This window comes from Bacillus sp. ME78 (assembly GCF_903970865.1).
Lineage (GTDB): Bacteria > Bacillota > Bacilli > Bacillales > Bacillaceae_G > Bacillus_A > Bacillus_A cereus.
Genome location: NZ_CAJCKK010000027.1, coordinates 25,501 through 46,704 on the forward strand (window position 1 = coordinate 25,501; position 21,204 = coordinate 46,704).

The following is a 21,204-nucleotide window of genomic DNA, read 5'->3' on the forward strand; positions in this document are numbered from 1 at the left end:
AAAATGGGAGTAGAAAAAATTAAAGCAGCGTTTGAAAATGGCAAGAAAGCATTTATTCCGTACGTAATGGGCGGAGATGGTGGCCTTGAAAAATTAAAAGAAAGAATTCGTTTTCTAGATGAGGCTGGAGCAAGCATCGTTGAAATTGGTATTCCGTTTTCAGATCCAGTCGCAGATGGCCCAACGATTCAAAGAGCAGGAAAGCGAGCGCTAGAGAGCGGCGTAACATTAAAAGGCATTTTTCAAGCGTTAGCAGAGGTAAGGAAAGAAGTACAAATGCCCTTTGTTCTTATGACATATTTAAATCCGGTACTTGCATTCGGAAAAGAGAGATTCATCGAGAACTGTATAGAAGCAGGTGTAGACGGCATCATCGTTCCGGACTTACCGTATGAAGAACAAAATATTATTGCGCCGTTACTTCGAGAGGCAAACATTGCGCTCATTCCACTCGTTACCGTAACGAGTCCTATTGAAAGAATTGAAAAAATTACGAGTGAATCAGAAGGGTTCGTTTATGCTGTTACAGTAGCGGGCGTAACGGGAGTACGTCAAAACTTTAAAGAGGAGATTCATAGTTACTTAGAAAAAGTAAAATCACACGTCAATTTACCAGTAGTCGCTGGATTCGGCATTTCAACAAAAGAACATGTAGAAGAAATGGTTACAATATGCGACGGAGTTGTCGTTGGAAGTAAGATCATTGAGCTTTTAGAAAATGAAAAACGAGAAGAAATATGTGAATTAATATATGCAACAAAACAAAAAGAAGAGGCGTAGTCTCTTCTTTTTGTTTTGCGTAATAAATGTTAAAATATACAGAAAATACATATAATTTAGAGGGTGAGAAGGCATGCTAAGACGTAAACTACTATATCTTCTTTTAACTGTACCGCTATACGCTTGGCTCATTAGCATGACGAAAATAGAGTTGATGGCTCTATTTTTAGGATATGTATTTATCTTTTCCAACTTAAATCGCATTCAAGAACAGTCTATTTTAGAAATATGTCTATTTTCGATTAGTATAGAATTATTTAGTATCGTTTCGATTGTATTATTAAACGAATTATTTCTACGGATTCATTCATTTACATTAATGAAATTTTGGAATATTGCATTGCAAGCAATATGTACTTACATTGTGTTTGTTGTGTTGAAAAAAATAATCGGACAGCAGACAGTTTTTCAGGATAATAGAAAATGGGAGTGAATGAAAAGGGGCCGTTTGGCTCCTTTTTTAAATCTGTTTTAAAAACAATTGAAAATTACAACATCTGTTATATAATAGTTAAAAATTGTATTTTAAATGAAATGAGATGATAATATGGCCATATTGTTGGCACTTATCCCAATTATGATGATTTTCATTTGTTTATTTTTATTTAAACAAACGTCATTAAGGTCTTCGTTAATTTCTTATGCTGTATGTGTTGGAATCGTTTTACTCTCGCCAACGTTTCAATTAGGGATAAGTGAAACTGTGCACGCAACGATTAAAGGGTGGTTAATTTGTTTTATTGTCGGGTACGTTTTATTTTTCGGTATTTTTTTATTTCACCTCATGAACAAAATGGGGTACATCGATCAAGTAGCACGTTTTCTAGAAGAAGTTACTCAGGATCGCTTATTACAAATGCTGCTTATGTGTTTTGGCATTTGCCCGCTTATTGAATCAGTAAGTGGATTCGGTATCGGCTTCATGGTTGCAGCACCTATTTTTCTTTCACTAGGATATAAACCATTTCAAGCTGTACTGCTCTCATTCATCGGCTTACTAGCTAGTTCATGGGGCGCAATGGCAACTGGTACGATTATCGGTTCGCAGCTAATAAATATGCCTCTTACAACACTTGGTACAAATACAGCGCTATTAAGTATTCCGATGTTTGCTTACTTTGTTATTCTTTCTTTATACGTTGTTGGCGGCTGGCAAGCGGTTATAGAAAAGTGGAAAGAAGGAGTAGGATTCTTTCTATTATTTTCTCTCGGAATCTATCTTTCTAATGCGTACGTAAGTGTTGAACTAGCCGGGATATTAAGTTCTATCGTTACGATTACATTTGGCTTTCTTATCATTAAATTAAAAGGAAAAAGTGGGCAAAATCTTATAACAGAACATGCGGCTGCAACGGAGAGAGAAGTATCCATTATAAAAATTATTAGCCCTTATATATTTCTAACAGTTTGTATTTTACTTTCTCGCCTCGTTCCAGCATTACATGATTTGTTCAGATCATATGCGGTTCTTGATTTGAAATCATACTCTTACAAACTAGAGTTACTATATTCACCAGGATTTTGGCTCGGTATGACTTGCTTATTTACTATTATTTTCTTCCGCATCCCGTCTAATATTATTAAACAATCATTCTCGCAAACGATTAAACAATGGATTCCTTTTGCGATTACGACGACAATGTTTATCGCCATTTCAGAATTAATGGGTGCATCAGGCATGCATTTATTACTCGCAAAGACAGCTGGTGAAACATTTGGAACCTTTTTCGTTTTCGTTGCTCCGTTTATTGGCGCTATTGGTGGATTTTTAACAGGTAGTAACGCAGGATCAAATGCGATGTTCATAAAACTACAAATGCAAACGGCGCAAAATGTAGCACTCCCGTGGCAATATGTCACAACATTGCAAAACACCGCATCATCAGTAGCGACGATCGCTTGCCCGTCACGGATTACACTAGGTGCGTATTTATGTAACATTCCGTATCGTGAAAATGAACTATTAAAAAAGACGACATTAATGATTTTTGGTGCGGTGTTACTTGTAGTGGTAGAGGTTATTGTTTGGTATATGTTGAGAAATTAAAAATCCTCCTAACATAGGAGGATTTTTTTTATGAGTGGATAATGATTTAAATATGAATAGCTTCTACTAAATGAATAGGAGATGAAATGTATGCCCCTAAAAAACTACGGTGTGTTAAAAGGTACAGTTATACAATCAAAGATTGGAAAAGGGAAAACACCTCATTATCAAGTTCATTTACAGGGCGAGACTGGAGTAGATTATCGTATTGCTATTAACGTAAAGTCGCAAAGTTATCCGTCAGAAGTTTTATATTTTGCGAGTAACAATATTAGGTCAGAGGCGATTCATATTTTACCGACATTACCATTTGGTTTTACGGAAGTAAAAAATAATGAACCGAAAGTAGCTTTAGATTATGTAAGAGGAAATCTATTTGACTCAAAACAAATGATTCCTTTGCCTCCCGAAAAAGCAGGAGCAGATAATGATTTAAACGAAAAAATAGAACGTTATATAAAGCGAGCGATGGAAGAAAAAGCAATTATTTACGCGTTTGGCGAAAGATGGGGACCAGAAGAAAACACACCAGATTCCTATTTTCATTTCAAACCAGGAAACGGTATACATGATATTCACATGAATCAAGGGAATGTAGAAAAATGGCAAGGTGATGATGGCATCTGGCAAGATGGAGGAATACTTATTCACTTTGAAAAGGAAGAAGAATGGATTGGTATCTTTCTTGCCTTCCAATCACAGTCATGGTGTACCGATGAAGAGGGGCATGCTCGTGTTCCGGTTGAGCATTGTGATTATAAGGGGAATAATTAATAAGAAGAGGGCGTTCAAAAGGAACGCCCTCTTCTTATTTTATAAAACGAAAAACTAACGAGTGTAGAAAGACAAGAGAACAGCAGTGCCACACTAGAAAACGCAATGAGATACATATTATATTTCATAACCTGTCCAATTAGCTGATTACTGTCGTATTGAAACAGTCCTGCTATTATGTTGAATAAAAATAACACGATAAACATGACGACAACACCGTCTATTGATCCTTTAATGTCTGGTTTACTTAAAGCGATATGTGCGGAAATGCAAATGGCGATAAATAAAAATAACCAAAAGGAAGGATTCAATAAATTGCCGATTGTAAATAAGCTTTTCAATAATACAAACGTCGACAAGAGCATGTTTTGAATCATTTCTACATTAATAGAAGTAGAAGCAATCGTTTTTTCGAGAGTTGTATTAAATAAAAAATATGATTCTGGTACGAAATAGCGCATTAAAAGGATTAATGCAGTAATACCAGAAATAATAGGCCCAATACCGATAAAGAAATTCCCAATTCGTTGATACACACTTTTTTGATTGTATTGATGTTGTATATAACCTAAAGCCCCTTGACTTGTATCTGTTGGGAAGAACTGAGTCGCCACAATTTTATGACGGAACAGTACGCACATAATGGCATGTCCAAGTTCGTGAATCGGAACACCGATCCAAGCCGTTAATAGGAATCCTTTTCTTCCAAAAGCTCTCGACCAATACATGCGTGTGAGAGATTCTAAATAGCCTAATAGAAATCCAATTACAATGATAACGCCAATTAAAGATAATAATTGTATTACGCTTGTAAGGAGTATTTGAAAAATTGAGTTTACCAATTCCATTTTCTTTCATCCAATCTGTTAAAAATATTATTTATTCTGTTTCATAATAGCATTTTTTTTCAAGATTGCTAGCACATATATTTTCTTTCGGAAGAAGGATTTCAGAATCTTTTTCTTGTAGTCATGTTTTATGTACAAATTCATATATTGAACTTGTAACACCCTATAAGGTATATGCTTAAGGAGGGATAAGAGAATGAAATGTCCGTCATGTCATACAGAACATGCAGTAGAGGCAAAGTTTTGCGGGAATTGTGGACATTCGTTAACGGAAGAAGTAGTGGCAAGTAGTGGCAAAGAAGAAGGGCAGGAACAAGCGCGCGCGGCACAAGAAAAGGAAACGCGTCCAAATGAAACGGTAGAACAAGCGAAGCGGTTTGCGAGCGGCTATTTTCAATTTTTTAAACATGCATTACAAGCACCGACAGCGATTATGAAAAGCGGCGCTATTGAAGTGCGAAATGGAATTGTAAGTCTTGTTCTTATTTGTTTTTTAGGAGCATGTATTTTTTATAGAATGATGAGTGCAGCATCAGCAGTTACGAGAACATTTGCACCAGATATATCTACTCCCACGTTTTTTGGAGAATCTATAACGGTCTTTTTCTTTTTATTAATTTTAACTTTATTTGTCGGATTTATTATTTTTGTAAGTGGTAAGATGATGAAATCATCTTTTTCGTTTCTTGAAGTATTTGGTATATGGGGAACGATAGCGACGCCGGCTATTGTCATATTAGTTCTTTCTTTTCTTTTTAGTTTTTTATTAATCTTTTTCTTACCGATATTATTATCGGTAGTTGCAACTTATATAGGGATTAGTATAGCTGTAGCCGTATTAAAACTAGACAATGGCGGATTAGATCTCGTTTACACACTTATTATTGCAAATGTTTTAATTGGAATTGCAACGTTCATTGTACTTTGGTCTTACATTAGCACGATAATTCAAGCCTTAACACAGGGAATAACTGGCTTCTAATGAAAAGGTGGTTGACTGAATGAATGTATGTACAAAGTGCGGAGTTCAGTTTGAAGATGGTGTACAATTTTGTCAAAACTGCGGGATGAAGAGGGGAAGTCCTGTAGTAAAGAAGAACATGAGCAGTGGTACAAAAGTTGGCATTACACTGTTAGCACTATTTGTTATAGCGATTATTGGATTGTATTTGTACGGATCATCGTATTATACGCAGGTGGCACAAGTAGACCGGATGATTACGATTTTACAAGAGCGGGACGGAGAGAAATTAGCTGAGATCGTTACGGCAGATGATCCATCGGTTATGATAACGAGAGAGAGTTTAACGCCTCTATTTTCATATATAAAAGAAAATCCATCTTACGTAAATGAATTAAAAGGATATTTGAGACAAGGTGAAAAACAACGGGACGGAATAGAAAGAGCTGATTTTTCATTAACGAAAGACGGAAAGTATTTCTTTATATTTGATCGGTATAAATTGAAAGCGAAGACGTACTATACAACTTTGCTTACAAATGAAAAAGGCGTATCGTTAAAAATGAACGGAAAAGAAATTGATAAGACAGATGACAAAAAGTTTGAGAAGCAATATGGGCCATTTCTTCCGGGAAATCAAGTGTTTCAATCAGAATATAAAAATGACTATGTAAAACTATCTCGTGAGGAAAAGGTTGTACTTATGAAACAAAGCCAAAATAACGTAACGATAGATTTAACGTTGCAAGGTCAATATATTACAGTTCAAACGAACGCGTCTGGTGCAACATTGTACGTAAATCAAAAACCAGTTACAGCGCTCGCAGGAGAAGAAATTACATGGGGGCCTGTAGCGACTGATGGAAGCGCGAAAATTTATTTAGAACGAAATGGAGAAAATGGACGGGAAACGACAAAAGTAGAGACGGTAACGGCACTTTCGTCTTATAATCTTCCATTCCAAACGAAAAGTGCAGAAAAAACAGTTGTTTATAATGTTACCCCGCCACCTACGACTGGGTATGTATATAATGGTTTCATCTTTCCTGATAGTGATATTCGAAAATTAACGAGCACAGATTTAACCTATTTATCGAAAGAACAGTTGAAAATTGCTAGAAATGAAATATATGCAAGGCATGGACATATTTTTCAAACGAAAGATATGCAAGCGTATTTTGCAAAACAGTCTTGGTATAGAGAAAACCCTTATTTTACAGGAACGTTAACAGATATCGAAACTTATAATATTGAACTGATTAAATCAAGAGAATAGAACACATCAAAAAAGGTACGGTGCATAACTGTACCTTTTTTATGGTTTTTTATCTGAACCAGGATCCCTTGAGAAAAAGATATGAAAGAGAAATGTGACTTTACTTGCTCCTCCTGATGTACTTGCTTGCACATCAGATAATGCGTTAGATGTTAAAACACCTTCAGAATGAGGGGGTACGACTATTTTGAGAGTATCATCTGATTCTGATGATGCAGTAACTGTTATTGTATCATCAGATAAGTTCAAAATTTTTACAGTACCGATTGGTAAGATGGACTTGCCAGCGTGTGATGCTGAAGCAAAGCGAGAGCCTTTCCAAATCGTTTGTGGAAAAGTTTCATCATTAGATAACCAAGCACGAGCACTATAAATGGTTGCGTTAATAGAAAATTCTTGATCAAGCGACAAGGCGGGTTTTGGTTCTTTCGGTTCCTCTGGAAACTGAGCGAGAAGACCAGCGCACATGTATATTTCACCTACTTTCAATTGGTTACTGTTATAGCATATTAAACATTTTGTTTATAAGACACGACAGTTACCTATTCATACATAAGTTTGTGCACCAAATTTGAAGATGAAATTCTCTTTCTTTACAATGGAAGTAGGTGTTATTTCTATAAAATATGGAAAACGTAAAGAGTATGTAAAAAAGAAGGAGTGGTAAAGTGAACTATGTCATTATTGGCGGAGATGCAGCTGGTATGAGTGCAGCTATGCAAATTGTTAGAAACGATGAAAATGCAAATGTTGTAACTTTAGAAAAAGGTGAAATTTATTCATACGCTCAGTGTGGATTACCGTATGTCATTAGTGGTGCTATCGCTTCAACTGAAAAGTTAATCGCGCGCAACGTAAAGACGTTTCGTGAGAAATATGGAATTGATGCGAAAGTGCGTCATGAAGTAACGAAAGTAGATACGGAAAAGAAAATGGTGTACGCAGAGCATACGAAGACGAAGGATGTCTTTGAATTTCCATATGATCGATTATTAATTGCGACTGGAGTGCGTCCTGTTATGCCAGAATGGGAAGGACGGGAATTACAAGGCGTTCATCTTTTAAAAACAATTCCTGATGCTGAGCGCATATTAAAAACGCTAGAAACGAATAAAGTTGAAGATGTAACGATTATTGGCGGTGGTGCCATTGGACTTGAGATGGCAGAAACATTCGTCGAACTTGGTAAGAAAGTAAGAATGATTGAGCGAAATGATCATATCGGTACGATTTATGATGCAGATATGGCAGAGTACATACATAAAGAAGCAGATAAGCATCATATTGAAATTTTAACGAATGAAAATGTAAAAGCATTTAAAGGAAATGAACGAGTAGAAGCAATCGAAACGGATAAAGGTACGTATAAAGCAGATCTTGTTTTAGTGTCGGTGGGAGTGAAGCCAAATACTGATTTTCTTGAAGGGACAAATATACGTAAGAATCATAAAGGAGCAATCGAAGTAAATGCATATATGCAAACAAATGTGCAAGACGTATATGCAGCCGGTGATTGCGCAACACATTACCACGTTATAAAGGAAATTCATGATCATATCCCGCTCGGAACGACTGCCAATAAGCAAGGGCGACTTGCTGGACTGAATATGCTTGATAAACGAAGAGCTTTTAAAGGTACGTTAGGCACAGGCATTATTAAATTTATGGATTTGACACTCGCAAGAACAGGGTTAAATGAAAAAGAAGCAAAAGGGCTACACATTCCGTATAAAACGGTCAAAGTAGATTCTACAAATATGGCGGGCTATTATCCAAATGCAAAACCACTTTACTTGAAATTACTATATCGCTCCGATACGAAACAATTATTGGGCGGGCAAGTAATTGGAGAAGAAGGCGTAGATAAACGTATTGATGTGATCGCGATGGCGCTTTTCAATAAAATGAGCATTCATGATTTAGAAGATGTCGATTTAAGTTATGCACCACCATATAACAGCGTTTGGGATCCAATTCAGCAAGCGGCAAGGAGAGCAGAATAGCACTTTTTAAAGTGCTATTTTTTTGTTAAAGGGGAATTATCATTTTTGTCGAATGAAGAGGATCGGGAAATAGTTACATATGTGGAAGGGGAGTTTTTTTATGATTGTAGCACTTCAAAAAGTTCAAGAATCAGAAAAAGAAATATTACGTAATTTGTACGCTTTATATCTTCATGACCTTTCTAAGTTCACTATGAATATAACTATCGGAGCGAACGGATTTTTTGAATACGAAGGTTTGCATATGTTTTGGAAAAATGACGGAATCACGCCGTATTTTATAAAAGTTGATCATAGTATTGTAGGATTCTTATTACTACTGGAACGTCCGTTTTTGAAGAAGGAAAATGATTTTGGTATTAATGATATTTTCATATTGAATCAATATAAAGGAAAAGGAATCGGTAAACAAGCTGTTGAGAATTTACTAGAAGAGAAAAGAGGACAATATTTCGTTATCGAACTTCTAAAAAATGTACCAGCAGTGTCGTTTTGGAAGACCGTATATAAAAAACTGAACATTGAATTTGATGAGAAAGAGCAGTTAATTGATGATGAAGAATGTCTCGTTCAAACGTTTAAAATTTAATGAAATTGGTGTTCCTTTTATATTACTTTGAAATTTAACTTTATCCCGCTATTTGCGGACAGTAAGACCCCCACCTAAAAATTCAGCGAAAGCAAAGAAGTTAGGTGGGGGATCAACTGCCCGTAAAAGCCCGATTGGTTCAACTAATAATCAGTGGGGATCAAGACCCCTATTGATTAAAGTTTCGCTTTATTTTGAATATACCGTTCCCCCTTGAAAACATATTACTAATCGCTTATATTTTCATATAGTATTTATTTTTTAAACGAAGCAATGAACGAACCAGGGGGCGCAGTATGGCAATTAATATGAAAACAATCGAAGAATGGATTGTTGAATCAAATGCAAGACATGAAGAAGACTTTGGACACGTTGTGGAAGAAATGAAAGAAGTATGTGTCGGACTTGATAACGCGACATTAATTTATACGAAAAATGTATTTTGTTTCGGTAAAAAAGTAGAAGTATTTTTCTTCTTCCAAGACCATGTCGTGATTGGACAAGAAAAAGACGAATATATTGAGATTGAAAAATTAAAGTATGATGACATTACAAATAATAATTTAAAAACAAATGACAAAAATACAACGTTAGAATTAAAGTTTGCTAACGGACAATCTATTAATTTAGATAGTTTAAATGATAACTACGGTACGAAAAATTGGTTATTTGCTAGACAAATTAAGAGTATTTTTAAGTTAATTTAGTAAAAAGCAGGCCCATAAAGGTCTGCTTTTTTACTTATTTCCTATTACACAAAGGCACCCTTTTTCTTCATAACATTGCACTTTTGTAAATCCTGTCTTATAAAATAGGTTTATTAATTCTTCATTTGTTTTAAATTTCTCCATATGGTATTGAATTTTGAAAGTTTCAGCCACTAATAAAAAGGAGCCGTCTGGTTTTAAGACGCGAAATACTTCTTTTATATCTTGTTCAATATCAGGCCAAAAATAATGAGTTTGAAAGGCGGTAATGAGATCGAAGAAGTTCGTATGATGTGGAATAGAAGAAACGCTTGCTTGTTGAACAATTACTTTTTGTTTTTGAACATCTTTTGCATTTGTCTGTATAGAATTTTTCACAGCTTGATCGGAGTAATCAATCCCATATATTCCCCCAAGTGGAGTTCGTTTTGAAAGAGTGTGTATGGTTTTGCCTCCACCACAGCCGATGTCTAATACGACTGCATCTGTCTTTATATGTACTTTCTGTAATGCCCAATTTATTAATCTCGTATGTGCAGCGTTCATAATACAAAGCATGGAAGAACCAATTGTCCCGCGAGGGTTTTTTGCTTGCTGAATTAATCGTTGTAAAATGTTCAAGTTACATTCTCCTTTTATGTAAGAATATATACTCATTTCGCTTTTTATAAATTAAGTCCTTTAAAAAAAGCACGCCGTCTACCGGCGTGCTTCTAATTATGCAAAGCCCCTTTTAACCAATTCCGCGCCCGATATGCCCCAACTGGAACTTGAATAAGAGATGTTTCATTCCCAGCATCAATTCCGTACAATTGATCACATGAATTTGTATCAAAACTTAGTAAAGGATGCCCGCCCATCCCCATAGCAGTTGCAGCAAAAACGAGTTTATGAACGAGGATACCAGCTTCCATTTGGTGAATACGGTATCCTCTATAGCCTAATGCATGTGTATAGTAACCTTTCTTTCCGACTACATGTAAGCAAAGCGGTACTTGAAAAAGGTTTACGTTATCCATCGTCATACTAGACTGAAGGGGATAACGAAGGTCTCCATAACGAATGGGTTGTATGGAATGTGTTTTACTGTTATAAGCGTAAGCCCCGTTTTTAATATTTTTCACGTTATAAAAACATCCATATAAGGAGACGCGTGCATTTTCATTTATATACTTGCCATCAAGGTCGTTGTAATAGAGGAAGGAGAGGCTCGCTTCTTGTAGTAAAGTAGCGAGCTCGGCTGCATCCCATTTCGTTAAAATAAAGTCCGCATCAGGAGAATATCGTTTTTTACAAAGTTGTAGGAAATCATACGATAACCGTTCTACTTTCGGTAGCTGTACAGCGTACGTATTATGTTGATAGTGCTCTTCATGATGTAGTGTTTGGAAGTGTTCTGTCGATTCAATCATAGAAGCTTCATTTATTTTTGTTATCATCGGATGTTCATTTACATGTTTTGAGCGAACGAAATGTTCATGTGCTAACGGCGGAATTTGTTGCAACAACTCATGAGAAGTAACTGTTTTATTTTCACAGTAATCATTGTGAAACCAATTAGTTTCTGGCTCTGTACTTAAAGGAATAACGGCATACACACTTTCTTCACCTTCTGACAATCCGAGTAAATGGTTCAGTGCATGGTCTAGAAATTGAAAGTATACGCCGTTCGTATAACCGAACTGTTTTGCACATTCTAGTAATTGTCCAATGAGAACTCCGCTATCTAATCCTTGAAGGCGATATGAAAAATTATTGTATTTAAAGAAATTTTTCCAAAACATAGTGGATACGAATGCAGCACCGAAACAATCATGTATATTACAGCGATTACCGAGTGCGTCTGCTAAATAAGAATCGAAATTTCCTTCGCGAAGTAAAATAAGTCGGTGATGTGCGACGTCATAATGGTAAATGCCGTCTGGATAATCGTCAATTTTTAAATAGATATACAATTCATTCGGATATAAAGCGCCGCCTGAAGGAATGGATCTGCGTAATACATTTCTCTCGCTATTTAGCTGACATAATTGTGTTACACCAAATGAATACCAAAGGTAGTGACCAATCTCATCTAAAGTAGGTGTAGTAGAAGAGTTCGGCAAAGATAACGGGATTTCTAAGGAGAGCGGGATGGTAGGTACATTTCGATATAATTTATAAGGAAGCGGTGCGTCTTTCCAGTCCACCTCATGATTCGGCATAATTTCATCAATAGAGAAATGGAGATGATGTAAAAAAGTATCTAGCTGCATGAAATCCCTCCTTTACTATGGAAACGGATGTGGATGTGGATTTAACCTTTCATTCGTTAAAGATTCGTCTGTATATCCAAGTGTCATTGGTACAGTATATACCCGGTCCAGTCCTGTAACCCGAGTAAGATGGTGACCGAACGTCATCGGTAGCATGCCTGGAATAATGACTTTTACACAGTGTAGTCCGTTCTTTTCTATAAGGGGGACGGTTTGATCTACAACGATTACTTCAAGTTCTGATTGATGCAAACGATTTAAAAGTTGGTGAAGATCGGATGTTAAATCCATATCAAATGATTGTGATACATTCATTTCTTGGAACGTTTGTACCGGTGCATTTTCTCGTAAAAGGAAGTGAAGACGTTCTTCCGTTTCTTTCAATCCGTACAGCATACTATGGTCTTCCATTTTATTAACGAAATAAGGATCTTGTAAGCATTTTTCGTAGTACTCTCTTTTGTGCTCGAGCTCATCGTCTGTTATAAGTAACATGCCTGCTATTTCTTGAATGGCACTTTTTAAAGCTCGAATAGGATCTAAATGAGCGCCTCCAGCACAAACAACGTTCATTCCATTTTCACGCGTATTTTTTGCAATTACCCATAAGCTCGGGATGCCGTGTTCCATCGTCGCGTTAAAAGCGTGTAATTCATATCCGGTAATCGTACGTAACCGCTGAATCATTAATTGTAATTCTGTATCATTTGCTGAACTCAGATCAAGGCGGGGAAGAGGTAATTCGGCATACCAAGTGAGTAAGAAGGCATCACGCTCTACAATTTCTAAAATGCCGTGAAAAATCGCTTCTTCTAAACTACCGCCAATTGCACATCCATTTGATGTTTCATACACGAAAGCATCTCGATGACCGAGGCTATAATAAGCAATTGATTCAGGAACTAAAAGCGGTCTGTTTTGTGATAAAGAATATCCCCATACCCAGTTTTGCTCATAATCAGGATCAAACGGCTTAAATGGAAAATTATCACGATTGTAATGTTCATTTGTATGTACACCGAGTGTGAGGGGATTTAGTGCATGTTCCTCTAAATCATGAAAACTACCATGCACATTTGTCTTTTTCCCGCGAGGCGACATACCGCAATATCGTTCTAAACCTTCTAAAATAGCAGTTGCTTCACTCACTGCAAATGAATGAGTTCGGCCTGCAACACCTTCATTTCCAAACATTAATGGCATGTTTATAATGACGTCAGCGAATGGCAATAAAGAATGCTGCATTTTGCCGTTCAACATACCGACCCGATAATCTAAATAGTCTCGCGTTAAAAATGTGTTTAATTCATGAATGGAACGGCAGCGATACGTTTCGGTGCTTACTTTTAAACTCGGTTGTAAAGAAAGTTCCGCCGCATCCGCAGTATCATCAGGTAAATTACTACATATAGGACAGAGAGGATCTGGAAGAAAAGAATGCCGCGTACATTGTAATGTTTGTAAGTTGAGTAAAATAAGTTCATTTTCTAAAGAAGAATGGTTATGAGTTAATATTTTCTCTGTTTCTACGCGAATAAGATGGCACATTTGTAACATTCCATTTTGGGTAGCGCGTACATCACGCCTCGTTACATTGTCGGCTTTAAAGGCGTATTTCCGCTGTAGTTCCCACATTTCTTGTTGATCGAAGCCAGCGATAAATCGGCGTCCATCAGAACAATGAGAACAGCCAGATGAAAGAGGATGAATGTAAGGGCCGATAATACCTTCGCCAAATGAAGTGAAACCGCGAAGCCACGGAATATGATTTGAGCGAAAAATAAGTTCAGCATCATGATGAATAGTAGAAGGAGATCCGTCATGTAATACGAGAGCGAGGTGAATATTTTCAGGGAGTTCTTCTGTAATGGTATGTTGGCGAATGATGGAATATTGTTCGCATAATTGATCATGTACATAGTCTGCAAGTAGGCCATCTCCTATAAGCAATATATTTCGAGTCATAGACCATCCTCCTTTGCAATTAATACCCCATACACACCGTCTAAGTTTTCTTTCAAAAATGGTTCGATTGCTAAATCAAACACGAAAGGATAAAAATTATGTTCTTCTAAATGCTGTAAGGCAAGCTGTAAAGATTGCACATTTGGAATTTCTTCTTCTGGTTGTATTTCCACTCTAAAAGAATCAGTGTCATATAAAATAATAGATGAGTCATACAAAATATTAGCTCTGTAAGGAATCTCTTCATTTTGAATGTGAAAGAGTGCCAGTTGTAGTGCGTTTCGTAACGCTAACGTCATATTTATATTAGATGCACCGTACCATCTATCATTTATACCAATCCAAACGACAGGAAAACTAAGAATCTCTTCACTCATTGCTATTGTAGGTGTTTCATGGATTGTAGAGAGAGCATCGTAATAAAATCTACAATGCTTATCGTGAATGTCAGTTAAATCAATTGTTGTAAGTTCTTCTAGCGTATGTGACTGCCGTTCATACAGTTTATTGTTTAAATGTTGTTGTAGTGCGCGGTAAAAACCTTCTGTCATCGTTTCTCCAGCACCGATACCGATATCGTTATGTTCAGGAATAAGGCGGTGAATGATTTCTGCTACATATGTTTCAATTCCTGTTAAACCAGCTTCTCGGCGTGCCTCATTATGGGTCAATCCACTGCAAGTCATAAGAGGCAGGAGGGGAGCTGGGCCATCTGATAGTGGATTGGCTACTTGAATATAGCATTGTGATAACGGTAATTGATATGAATCTTGTTCATCCCATACATGGAATATACCGGCTTCTTTAGAAGTTAATGAATCGAAAAATTGGAATACATCAGTTGAAGTATGTTGGTTAGACCGATGCTCAAGTTTTTCAGAAAGATTCTCTATCGTATCAATTGTAAAACTTTCATCAGTTGCAAGAGGGTGTTTTATAAAAGGATGCCACGTTCCTTCGAGTGTTTCATAGTTTAATAAAAAGAATTGTGATCCTTTTTCCCGATGTGAATCATCCGCGACATGCTTAAATAATTCAAAAACGATTACATTTGCTAACATTGCAGATGTAATGGGTGAGAAGGAATCAGATGAATTTTCATTTTGCAAAGTCGTTTCATGTAGACGATGCCATGCAGATTCCCAGCATTCATCACGATTTTCCGTTACGACAGGTCCAGCTATACCGAGTATTGATAAACAAATAGCTGGTATGAAATTCTTTTTCGCTTCTCTACAAATAGTGTGAACTGTCTTTAAACCGTCAATGTCTCCATTTTGAGAAACATATAAAATCCAATCAAAAGGTTCGAATACTTCATGCAAAGGACGGTCAATTGTAGTATCGATTTCTTGAAGGAGTACAGTGTTATCAACTTCATATGCACGTTCTATTAGCTCATGTATTCTGTCATAGTTTGTTTCATCCCGATCTGTAACGAGGTAATGAAATGTAGGTAAACCAGATTCTAATAAAGAAGAAACTAAGGAAGTAAGCATATCCCCAGAACCAAGTACAAGGACATTTGCCCCACGGTACGTTTCGAATTTTAAAGCACCCGAATGAGAATCAGCTTCTAAAAATTCAATTTGTGAAGCATATCTGTCGAGTAATGTACTGTTTAATTCATGAGGTTCATCTTGATTTGTATCGCGAACGAAACCATTTTCATATAAAATCTCTCCAATTTCAAATACGCGATTTTGATAGGGGAGAGGGAGACCATCGGTTATTTCTGCTAAAGAATAATTCCCGTTAAACATTGGCATTAGTTTTTCAATCCAGTCATAAATTCCAGCACCGTCCATGCGAAATGAACTGGCGTTATTTCGAAAATAGACACCCCCGTTTGAGTCGGGGAGGAAGAAAGTATCCTTATTTACTTTAAGTTTTGCATGAATTGGAAGGTTATTCATTTTAATCCTCCTTACGTTTAGGCATACATTATTACTTTATGTCATGAAATTTGTCCCGTATGAACAAAATAAAAAAAGGCTGTAGAATGATTCATTCTACAGCCTTTAATAGGTTAAAAATCTATCAACCTTCTAATAATAATGATTTTGGATCTTCAAGCATATCTTTAACAGCAACAAGGAAGCTAACTGCTTCTTTACCATCAACAATACGGTGATCGTAAGATAGTGCAAGGTACATCATCGGACGGTTTTCCATACGTTCTGCATCAATTGCAACTGGGCGTACTTGAATTTTATGCATTCCTAAAATACCTACTTGTGGGCTATTTAGGATTGGTGTTGACATTAGAGAACCGAATACACCACCGTTTGTAATTGTAAATGTACCACCTTGTAGTTCTTTTAATGAAAGTTTGTTATCGCGTGCTTTCATACCTAAATTACGAATTTCACTTTCGATTTCAGCGAAGTTTAATTGGTTAGCATCGCGTACAACTGGAACAACTAATCCATCTGGAGCTGCTACTGCAATACCGATATCATAGAATTTTTTGATGATAAGCTCGTCACCTTGAATTTCAGCATTTAATAATGGGAATTGTTTTAATGCTGCAACAACTGCTTTTGTGAAGAATGACATGAAGCCAAGACGTACATCATGTTTTTTCTCGAAAGCATCTTTGCGTTCTTTACGTAATTCCATGATCGCACTCATATCAACTTCGTTAAATGTTGTTAACATTGCAGATGTTTGTTGAACTTCTACAAGACGTTTTGCAATTGTTTGACGGCGGCGGGACATTTTCACACGCTCAACTGGTTTTTCGAATTCAGTTTTTGCAACTGGAGCAGGAGCTGGACTCTTTGGAGCAGCTGGTGCTTCTTTTGGTGCTGCAGCATGAGCTTGTACATCATGTGGTCTCACGCGTCCAAGTGGATCTGTGCTACGTACGTCGTTTAAGTCGATTCCTAATTCACGAGCCATTTTTCTAGCAGCTGGTGATGCAATAGGACGGTTCGTATTTGGTAAGCCTTGTAGACCCGTAGTTTGTTCAGCATTTGGAGCTGCAGCTTTCGGTGCTTCAGCTGTTTCTTGTTTTGGTTGCTCAGCAGCTGGAGCAGGTGTACTTACTGCAACTGGTGCTCCATTAGCATCTAAAATTGCGATAGTTGCGCCAACTTCAACTGTATCCCCAGGTTCGCCTAGTAACTTCGATACAATACCTGAATCTTCTGCAATGATTTCTACATTGACTTTATCAGTTTCAAGCTCAACAACGCTGCCACCTTTCTCAACTTTGTCGCCTACGTTGATAAGCCATTGTGAAATAGTTCCTTCGGTAATAGATTCTGCAAGCTCAGGTACTTTAATTTCGATCATTTTAAATGTCCTCCCCTTATTTGCCTAACGGTGTGTTTTTTCTTCTTTTGTCTTCGGTAATCTCCATTTGTTAGCCTGACCCTGGGCAGAATATCTGCCCGGGATCAAGCTAGAAACCGTCATTGTTACTTTTTAATTGCTGAAAACTTCAATTTCTAGTTTATCTTGACGGAAGTTATACTTCACATCTAAAGCGTGTGCAACAATTAGTTCTTGCTCAGCTTTGTGAGCGAATGGATCGCCGCCAGATGGGCTAGAGCGATCTGGGCGTCCAATGTAACCCGTTTTCACTTTATCTCCAGCTAGTTCGAACAGAATTGGAGCCATGTAATGCCATGCGCCCATATTACGAGGTTCTTCTTGAACCCAAATAATTTCTTCTAAGTTTTTAAAGCGTTTAATAATAGATTGAACTTTCTCAGCAGGGAATGGGTACAACTGCTCAATGCGAACGACATGAACCTCATCTAAGTTGTACTCATGTTTACTAGACTCAATTTCTGCTGCTAAGTCAATCGCCATTTTACCTGTACTTAAAACAAGACGTTTTACTTTGTTTGGTTTTGTGCCAAGGTTTTCTTGTTCTAAAGCAGGTTGGAAACGTCCTTCGCTTAACTGACTAGCAGTTGAAAGCGTAAGTGGGTGACGTAATAAACTCTTTGGCGTCATCAGTACTAATGGTCGAACAGCTTCGGTTCCTAAGATAGATGCTTGACGACGTAAAATATGGAAGTATTGTGCCGCGCTCGTTAAGTTTGCAACTGTCCAGTTGTTCTCAGCAGCTAACTGTAAGAAACGTTCAGGACGTGCACTAGAGTGCTCTGGTCCTTGACCTTCATAACCGTGTGGTAATAGAAGAACTAAACCAGATTTTTGACCCCATTTTGCTCTTCCAGCTGAAACATATTGATCAAATAATGCTTGCGCAGTATTTGAGAAGTCACCATATTGCGCTTCCCACATAACAAGAGTTTCTGGAGCGAATACGTTATAACCATACTCGTAACCAACAACAGCAGCTTCTGATAACGGACTGTTATGAACAGAGAAGGATGCATTAATGTTTGGTAAGCGGTGTAATGGTGAATATGTTTCATTTGTATCAGTATCGTGTAATACGATATGACGGTGCGCGAATGTACCACGCTGTGAATCTTGACCAGTTAAGCGAATTGGCGTACCTTCTTGTAAAATAGAAGCGAATGCTAATGACTCAGCAAGTGCCCATTCAATTTTACCGTTCTCTTCAAGAGCATCTTTACGGCGCTCAAGAATTTTCTTCACTTTCGGATATACGTTAAAGCCTTCTGGCCAAGATAATAGACCTTCATTAATTGCACGAAGTGAGTCAAGCTCAACACCAGTATCAATTGGCTGAATACCTTTTGCAACAACATCTGGCACTTTAACGTGAATTGTTGCATCGCTCGTATCAGCTGGTGGTACTTGTGCATAGTCAGATTTTAATTGCTCTTGTGTAAACTGTGTAATTGTTTCAATTTCATCTGCATTTAGAACACCAGCAGCTTGTAATTGATCTGCATAAATTGCTCTTACAGTTGGGTGATTTTTAATCTTTTTGTACACTTGTGGTTGTGTAACTGCTGGGTCATCCATTTCGTTATGACCATAGCGACGGTAACCAATTAAATCGATTAAGAAATCTTTTTTGAACAACATGCGATATTGAATCGCAAGGTTTGCAGCAGCAAGACAAGCTTCTGGATCATCAGCGTTCACGTGAACAATCGGAATATCGAAACCTTTTGCAAGGTCACTTGAATATTTTGTAGAACGAGAATCATAGCTGTCAGTTGTAAAACCAACTGCATTGTTTGCGATAACATGAATCGTTCCGCCTGTTTGGTACGCATTCAATCTGCTTAAGTTCAACGTTTCAGATACAATACCTTGACCAGGGAATGCAGCATCACCATGAACTAAAATTACGAATGATTTTGAAGTATCTTGTTCTGGAAGACCAGATTTTTTACGATTCTCTTGAGCTGCACGTGCGAAACCTTCTACTACAGGATTCACGAACTCAAGATGACTCGGGTTATTTGCTAAAGTAACGCGAGTGCTAACTTCTTCATTACTAACGACTTGTTCTCTACCTAAGTGGTATTTCACGTCGCCAGTCCAGCCAGCATTGGCTACTGCGCCTTCTATTTTTGCATGTTTGAATTCAGCAAACATGTGAGTATATGGTTTTTCTAATACGTGAGCAAGTACGCTTAGGCGACCGCGGTGAGCCATACCAATCATGACATCCTCTACGCCGTTCTTAGCACCTTCTAGAACAATTTCATCTAAAACAGGTACAAGCATATCAACGCCCTCGATAGAGAAACGTTTTTGCCCAACGAATGTTTTATGCAAGAATTGCTCGAAACCTTCAACAGCTGTTAAACGTTTTAAAAGAGCAGTTCGTTTTTTATTTGATAGTGGTTGACGCAATGAATTTGATTCCACCATTTGATGCAACCACGCGCGTTCTTCACTATCTTGTATATGAGAAAATTCATAAGCTAAAGATTTTGTATAAACGTCTTTTAATCTATGAATTACATCAAGTGCAGTGTGAATACCTTCTGGTGCATCTTGCCATACTGTTTTCGCTGGAATCGCTTTCAAGTCTGCATCGCTCAGTTCGTTCATTGCTTTCTCAAGAAGAGATTGTCCGTTTGCAGCATCTTCCATCGGGTTGATGTGAGCCAACGTATGCCCGAAAGAACGAATCTGTTCAACAAGTTGAACGACCTTAAGAATTTTTTCAATGTTACCTGTGTTTTGAGGAGAAAAATGTGTTGCTGTGTTGTCCCCTGTTACGACATCATCTTGAAACGAAGGAGCTCCAAAAATTTCAAAAAGCTCTTGTAATTCCGGATCAACAGAACCTGCTCCAGTTACGTAAAGATCATACTGTTCAATAACATAACCAAGGTTCGGACCGTGGAACTTGGTCCAAGGGTTTGTCGTTGTATTCTTCCTCGTCATTTGTTTAAACCTCCCAATGCATATAATCCTTTTTCCATACAAAGGTGCATTTTGCTCTTTTTCAATAAGTAATGAATCAATAATCAATGTAAATGTTTTCTTTACTCTTATGTTATTACAATAATTTACATAATACCAAACACTATTACTTATCTGTTTTGTAAAAAAACATTCACAATAACTTATCACCCAAGTTAATCTTTCACTTTATAAAGTAATTTTACAGAAAAATGGGGTGGATATATTTGGTATACCTACATTAAAAACTAGAATTGTTACATGTAAATATAAGTATAATCGTTGGAATGTTTTGATAAAAGTTGATTAGAATTATGTATATTGAAATAACAAGCGCTTTCATAGATATTATACAACAATATAACGGAATATAGTATAAAAAATAAAAAATTATGAATTTAGCGTAAACTTTATTTCGATAGTGTTAACTATCGAAAGGAAAATGAAGGATTTCCACAAAAAAAGTGGCTAAACATAAAAATTGCTTCATAACCCGTTAGTTTCTATAAATATGCCAAAAAACACCGTAAAACCAATAACGCATTTCATCTAATAAAGAAGAGAATGAAATATTTTAAAAGGATAAAACAAATATGAAGATATTAAATTTTAAAAAAGGTGAGGAGGAAATATAGTAACGATTACATACAGTGTTCCAGGTTTTATTACAAAATAGACGTG

General features: G+C 36.9%; 17 protein-coding genes. 9 read left to right on the forward strand and 8 right to left on the reverse strand.

Annotated elements, in window-relative coordinates; all coding sequences use genetic code 11:
* Window positions 1-3: 3 nt before the first annotated feature.
* The 4 genes from trpA to H6481_RS22565 all read left to right on the forward strand — a co-directional run bounded on the left by trpA (window position 4) and on the right by H6481_RS22565 (window position 3,601).
* The gene (gene trpA / locus H6481_RS22550) at window positions 4-780 is read left to right on the forward strand and encodes a tryptophan synthase subunit alpha (protein ID WP_078993529.1); all 777 of its coding nucleotides are present in this window, start codon (window positions 4-6) and stop codon (window positions 778-780) included.
* Window positions 781-853: 73 nt separating this feature from the next.
* Entirely contained in the window at window positions 854-1,213 is a 360-nt protein-coding gene (locus tag H6481_RS22555) for a DUF4029 domain-containing protein (RefSeq protein WP_000946150.1), read from the forward strand.
* A 114-nt stretch (window positions 1,214-1,327) separates the two neighbouring features.
* Window positions 1,328-2,827, forward strand: a complete 1,500-nt coding sequence (locus H6481_RS22560) for an L-lactate permease (RefSeq protein WP_098818475.1) — start codon at window positions 1,328-1,330, stop codon at window positions 2,825-2,827.
* A gap of 90 nt (window positions 2,828-2,917) precedes the next feature.
* Window positions 2,918-3,601: a YukJ family protein gene (locus H6481_RS22565; protein WP_001128611.1), complete on the forward strand. Its 684-nt coding sequence runs from the start codon at window positions 2,918-2,920 to the stop codon at window positions 3,599-3,601.
* A 14-nt stretch (window positions 3,602-3,615) separates the two neighbouring features.
* Here H6481_RS22565 and H6481_RS22570 read toward each other — a convergent pair whose 3' ends face one another.
* A complete protein-coding gene (locus H6481_RS22570) occupies window positions 3,616-4,449 on the reverse strand; it encodes a hypothetical protein (RefSeq protein WP_000424522.1) in 834 nt (277 codons plus the stop codon).
* Between the two features lie 196 nt (window positions 4,450-4,645).
* Between H6481_RS22570 and H6481_RS22575 the strand changes: the two genes are divergently transcribed.
* Together H6481_RS22575 and H6481_RS22580 are read left to right on the forward strand one after the other, a co-directional pair.
* Window positions 4,646-5,431: a zinc ribbon domain-containing protein gene (locus H6481_RS22575; protein WP_071730661.1), complete on the forward strand. Its 786-nt coding sequence runs from the start codon at window positions 4,646-4,648 to the stop codon at window positions 5,429-5,431.
* Between the two features lie 19 nt (window positions 5,432-5,450).
* A complete protein-coding gene (locus tag H6481_RS22580) occupies window positions 5,451-6,686 on the forward strand; it encodes a YARHG domain-containing protein (RefSeq protein WP_182813261.1) in 1,236 nt (411 codons plus the stop codon).
* Between the two features lie 39 nt (window positions 6,687-6,725).
* Here the strand turns inward: H6481_RS22580 and H6481_RS22585 are convergent, their stop codons facing one another.
* Complete coding sequence (locus H6481_RS22585; RefSeq protein WP_065482744.1) at window positions 6,726-7,154, reverse strand: hypothetical protein; 429 nt, start codon at window positions 7,152-7,154, stop codon at window positions 6,726-6,728.
* A 200-nt stretch (window positions 7,155-7,354) separates the two neighbouring features.
* Here H6481_RS22585 and H6481_RS22590 point away from each other — a divergent pair, with 200 nt between their 5' ends.
* The 3 genes from H6481_RS22590 (at window position 7,355) to H6481_RS22600 (ending at window position 9,985) form a co-directional block, all read left to right on the forward strand.
* Window positions 7,355-8,689 (forward strand): CoA-disulfide reductase, encoded by a 1,335-nt coding sequence (locus tag H6481_RS22590; protein ID WP_001110229.1) that lies wholly within the window; start codon window positions 7,355-7,357, stop codon window positions 8,687-8,689.
* 100 nt (window positions 8,690-8,789) lie between these two features.
* Window positions 8,790-9,278: a GNAT family N-acetyltransferase gene (locus H6481_RS22595; protein WP_071730663.1), complete on the forward strand. Its 489-nt coding sequence runs from the start codon at window positions 8,790-8,792 to the stop codon at window positions 9,276-9,278.
* Window positions 9,279-9,574: 296 nt separating this feature from the next.
* Window positions 9,575-9,985 carry a DUF3908 family protein gene (locus H6481_RS22600; protein WP_095691209.1) on the forward strand — a complete coding sequence of 137 codons (411 nt, stop codon included), beginning with the start codon at window positions 9,575-9,577 and terminating at the stop codon, window positions 9,983-9,985.
* 30 nt (window positions 9,986-10,015) lie between these two features.
* On the opposite strand, the gene H6481_RS22605 is transcribed toward H6481_RS22600, so the two are convergent.
* From H6481_RS22605 to odhA, 6 genes are all read right to left on the reverse strand, one after another.
* The gene (locus H6481_RS22605) at window positions 10,016-10,606 is read right to left on the reverse strand and encodes a class I SAM-dependent methyltransferase (protein ID WP_182813262.1); all 591 of its coding nucleotides are present in this window, start codon (window positions 10,604-10,606) and stop codon (window positions 10,016-10,018) included.
* 92 nt (window positions 10,607-10,698) lie between these two features.
* Entirely contained in the window at window positions 10,699-12,240 is a 1,542-nt protein-coding gene (locus tag H6481_RS22610; protein WP_182813264.1) for a SagB family peptide dehydrogenase, read from the reverse strand.
* A gap of 15 nt (window positions 12,241-12,255) precedes the next feature.
* Entirely contained in the window at window positions 12,256-14,205 is a 1,950-nt protein-coding gene (locus tag H6481_RS22615) for a TOMM precursor leader peptide-binding protein (RefSeq protein ID WP_182813266.1), read from the reverse strand.
* On the reverse strand, window positions 14,202-16,121 hold the full coding sequence (locus H6481_RS22620) for a putative thiazole-containing bacteriocin maturation protein (protein WP_182813268.1): 1,920 nt from the start codon (window positions 16,119-16,121) through the stop codon (window positions 14,202-14,204). Before H6481_RS22620 ends, H6481_RS22615 begins: the two co-directional genes overlap by 4 nt.
* Window positions 16,122-16,245: 124 nt before the next feature.
* Window positions 16,246-17,505: a 2-oxoglutarate dehydrogenase complex dihydrolipoyllysine-residue succinyltransferase gene (gene odhB, locus H6481_RS22625; protein ID WP_000569892.1), complete on the reverse strand. Its 1,260-nt coding sequence runs from the start codon at window positions 17,503-17,505 to the stop codon at window positions 16,246-16,248.
* A gap of 132 nt (window positions 17,506-17,637) precedes the next feature.
* Window positions 17,638-20,505, reverse strand: a complete 2,868-nt coding sequence (odhA, locus tag H6481_RS22630) for a 2-oxoglutarate dehydrogenase E1 component (RefSeq protein ID WP_182813270.1) — start codon at window positions 20,503-20,505, stop codon at window positions 17,638-17,640.
* Between the last annotated feature and the right edge of the window lie 699 nt (window positions 20,506-21,204).

What these genes read in the sequence shown, in the direction of transcription:
- H6481_RS22585 (WP_065482744.1), bottom strand. Translation starts at nt 7,154, where the DNA reads ATGTGCGCTGGTCTTCTCGCTCAGTTTCCAGAGGAACCGAAAGAACCA.
- odhB (WP_000569892.1), bottom strand. Translation starts at nt 17,505, where the DNA reads ATGATCGAAATTAAAGTACCTGAGCTTGCAGAATCTATTACCGAAGGA.
- H6481_RS22565 (WP_001128611.1), top strand. Translation starts at nt 2,918, where the DNA reads ATGCCCCTAAAAAACTACGGTGTGTTAAAAGGTACAGTTATACAATCA.
- H6481_RS22580 (WP_182813261.1), top strand. Translation starts at nt 5,451, where the DNA reads ATGAATGTATGTACAAAGTGCGGAGTTCAGTTTGAAGATGGTGTACAA.
- H6481_RS22600 (WP_095691209.1), top strand. Translation starts at nt 9,575, where the DNA reads ATGGCAATTAATATGAAAACAATCGAAGAATGGATTGTTGAATCAAAT.
- H6481_RS22615 (WP_182813266.1), bottom strand. Translation starts at nt 14,205, where the DNA reads ATGACTCGAAATATATTGCTTATAGGAGATGGCCTACTTGCAGACTAT.
- H6481_RS22555 (WP_000946150.1), top strand. Translation starts at nt 854, where the DNA reads ATGCTAAGACGTAAACTACTATATCTTCTTTTAACTGTACCGCTATAC.
- H6481_RS22570 (WP_000424522.1), bottom strand. Translation starts at nt 4,449, where the DNA reads ATGGAATTGGTAAACTCAATTTTTCAAATACTCCTTACAAGCGTAATA.
- H6481_RS22595 (WP_071730663.1), top strand. Translation starts at nt 8,790, where the DNA reads ATGATTGTAGCACTTCAAAAAGTTCAAGAATCAGAAAAAGAAATATTA.
- H6481_RS22560 (WP_098818475.1), top strand. Translation starts at nt 1,328, where the DNA reads ATGGCCATATTGTTGGCACTTATCCCAATTATGATGATTTTCATTTGT.
- H6481_RS22620 (WP_182813268.1), bottom strand. Translation starts at nt 16,121, where the DNA reads ATGAATAACCTTCCAATTCATGCAAAACTTAAAGTAAATAAGGATACT.
- H6481_RS22610 (WP_182813264.1), bottom strand. Translation starts at nt 12,240, where the DNA reads ATGCAGCTAGATACTTTTTTACATCATCTCCATTTCTCTATTGATGAA.
- trpA (WP_078993529.1), top strand. Translation starts at nt 4, where the DNA reads ATGGGAGTAGAAAAAATTAAAGCAGCGTTTGAAAATGGCAAGAAAGCA.
- odhA (WP_182813270.1), bottom strand. Translation starts at nt 20,505, where the DNA reads ATGACGAGGAAGAATACAACGACAAACCCTTGGACCAAGTTCCACGGT.
- H6481_RS22575 (WP_071730661.1), top strand. Translation starts at nt 4,646, where the DNA reads ATGAAATGTCCGTCATGTCATACAGAACATGCAGTAGAGGCAAAGTTT.